Raw genomic sequence first — 2,192 nt, forward strand, 5'->3', positions numbered from 1 at the left:
CGGCATGTGCTCAAGCGCAGCGGTTACAGCCTATGCCAGACGGCGCACGCGGTGATCGAGCTGTACGCGCTGCCGCTGCCGGCGGCGCACTTGCACCTCGGCCCCATGACCTTGCGCGATGCGCTGCTCACACTGGCTGGCCCCGCCTGGGAACTGCACGTGGATGATCGCGCACGGCAGATTTGCTTCGAACGGCCTGCCGACAGCGCGGCCATCGAACCCGCATCCGAGTCACCCGCCGCCGAGGCGGTGCAGACGTTCCCGCTGGAGCCTTCTGTTTCGGGAGGCCAGCCATGACCGCCCCGCAGTCTGCCCGGCGCCCGGCCGCTGCGGTGGTGGTGCAGAGCCTTATGTGGCTCTGGCTGATCGGCCTCAGCATCTTCGTAGCCTTGGGCTACCAGACCATGAACGACCAGGCCGACCAGGAACAGCTCGCTTCCCGCCTGCAACGCCTGGAAGCGCAGGCGGCGGGCCTGGCCGAGACCATCGAGGCCATCCAGCAGCGTCCGGCCGTCGCAACGGCGGCAGACCTCAAAGACACCCGACAAATCCTGGAAGCACGCGCTGCCCAGGTTGAGAAAACGCTCAGCAGCTATGCCGCTGCCGACGACCTTCAGGCGCTGCGCGTGGAAGTTGAGCAGATCAAGGCGCGCCAGACCGCTGCGCCCGCTCCGCGCGCCGCAGCACCCGCACGACCGCGCGCATCGGGCAAGGCCGCCGCCAAGCCCGAACCGCCGCCGATGCCGTTCCGCGTCGTCGGCGCCGAATTGCGCGCTGGCCAGCGCAGCGTATCCGTCGCGCCGAGCAGCGCGGACTTCACGCCCGACCAGCTTCAGGTGCTGCTGCCAGGTGATGCGCTCGGCCCGTGGCGCTTGCAGGCGGTCGAGGGAAACACCGCCGTGTTCCAGTCCGGCGACCAGACCCGTCGCGTGGCGATTCCCTGACCGGAGCACACCGCATGAAGCCGTCGATCGTCCTTTCCGCGTTCCTGTTGGCATCCACCCAGTTGCCCGCCTGGGCGCAGCAGCCGTCCGCCGCCCCGGCCCGCAATGCGCAGAGCCAGGAGCGTCCGCTGGTCGCCCGAACCCCGAACGACCAGGTAGCAAGTGAGTGGGGCCTGCAACCGCAGGAATGGGCGCGCTATCGTGAGCTGATGGACGGGCCATTGGGCATCTACTCGCCCAACCTGGACCCGCTGTCCGCGCTGGGCATCGAGGCCCGCACCGATGAAGAACGGCGGCGCTACGCAGAACTGCAGGTGCAGGTCGAAGCACGCCGCGTCGAGAAATTGCTCGCCTACCAGCGCGCCTACGACGATGCCTGGCAGCGCCTGAACCCCGGCATGCAACGGGTGAACCTGCCTGACGACAAGCCCGGCGCAGTGCGCAGCAGCGGCCGTATGGCGGTGTTCGTCAAGGACGGCTGCGTGGCCTGCGGGCAACTCGTGCAGCGCCTGCAATCCTCGGGTACTGAGTTCGACCTGTACATGGTCGGCAGCCGCCAGGACGACGCGCGCATCCGCGACTGGGCCAAGCGCGCGCAGATCGACCCGGCACGGGTGCGCAGCGGCAGCATCACGCTCAACCATGACGGCGGCCGCTGGCTGTCGCTGGGCCTGCCCGGCGATCTCCCAGCGGTCGTGCGCGAGGTGAACGGCCAATGGCAGCGCCAACCCTGACGGCGCCGTTGCGCGCACTGGTGCTCGCTGCTGGCCTCTGCGTCTGCGCCGCCCGGGCCCAGGAAATTCCACCACCGGCCTACCAGCTTGCCGCCCAGCGCGCGGGCATTCCCTCGGCGGTGCTCTACGCCGTGGCCTTGCAGGAGAGCGGCATCCGGCGTAACGGACGCATCGTCCCGTGGCCTTGGTCCCTCAACGTCGCCGGCCAGTCGCGCCGCTACGCGACCCGCGCCGACGCCTGCGCCGGTTTGCAGCAGGCGATGCGCTCCACGCCGCACACGCGCATCGACGTGGGCCTGGGTCAGATCAACCTCGGCTACCAACAGCAGCGTTACGCCAGCGCGTGCGACTTGCTCGACCCGTACCGCAACCTCGCCATCGCTGCCGAGATTCTGAAGGAGCAGCACACCGCCGGTGAGGACTGGTTGCTGGCGATCGGCCGCTACCACCGTCCGGCGGGCGGTGAGCCCGCTGCCCGCTATCGCCGCAGCGTGTCCCGCCACCTCGCGCGCGT

At 69.6% G+C, this 2,192-nt stretch carries 3 protein-coding genes and 1 pseudogene; all 4 read left to right on the forward strand.

Annotated features, from left to right (window positions below; all coding sequences use genetic code 11):
* Positions 1 to 297: pseudogene (locus K206_RS0136420) on the forward strand (integrating conjugative element protein pill, pfgi-1); the annotation flags it as partial.
* Positions 294 to 944, forward strand: coding sequence for a hypothetical protein (locus K206_RS0136425; RefSeq protein WP_011489300.1), 651 nt, complete (start codon positions 294 to 296; stop codon positions 942 to 944). The pseudogene K206_RS0136420 and the gene K206_RS0136425, both read left to right, overlap by 4 nt.
* Positions 945 to 958: 14 nt before the next feature.
* Positions 959 to 1,678, forward strand: a complete 720-nt coding sequence (locus tag K206_RS0136430; protein WP_003290214.1) for a TIGR03759 family integrating conjugative element protein — start codon at positions 959 to 961, stop codon at positions 1,676 to 1,678.
* Positions 1,660 to 2,192 (forward strand): transglycosylase SLT domain-containing protein (locus K206_RS0136435; RefSeq protein WP_020207140.1); only part of this gene is annotated, 533 nt, incomplete at its 3' end. The genes K206_RS0136430 and K206_RS0136435, both read left to right, overlap by 19 nt.

The organism is Cupriavidus sp. WS (assembly GCF_000395345.1).
GTDB lineage: Bacteria > Pseudomonadota > Gammaproteobacteria > Burkholderiales > Burkholderiaceae > Cupriavidus > Cupriavidus basilensis_B.

Excerpts from the sequence above, each read along its gene's own strand:
- K206_RS0136425 (WP_011489300.1), top strand. The coding sequence starts at position 294 with ATGACCGCCCCGCAGTCTGCCCGGCGCCCGGCCGCTGCGGTGGTGGTG.
- K206_RS0136430 (WP_003290214.1), top strand. The coding sequence starts at position 959 with ATGAAGCCGTCGATCGTCCTTTCCGCGTTCCTGTTGGCATCCACCCAG.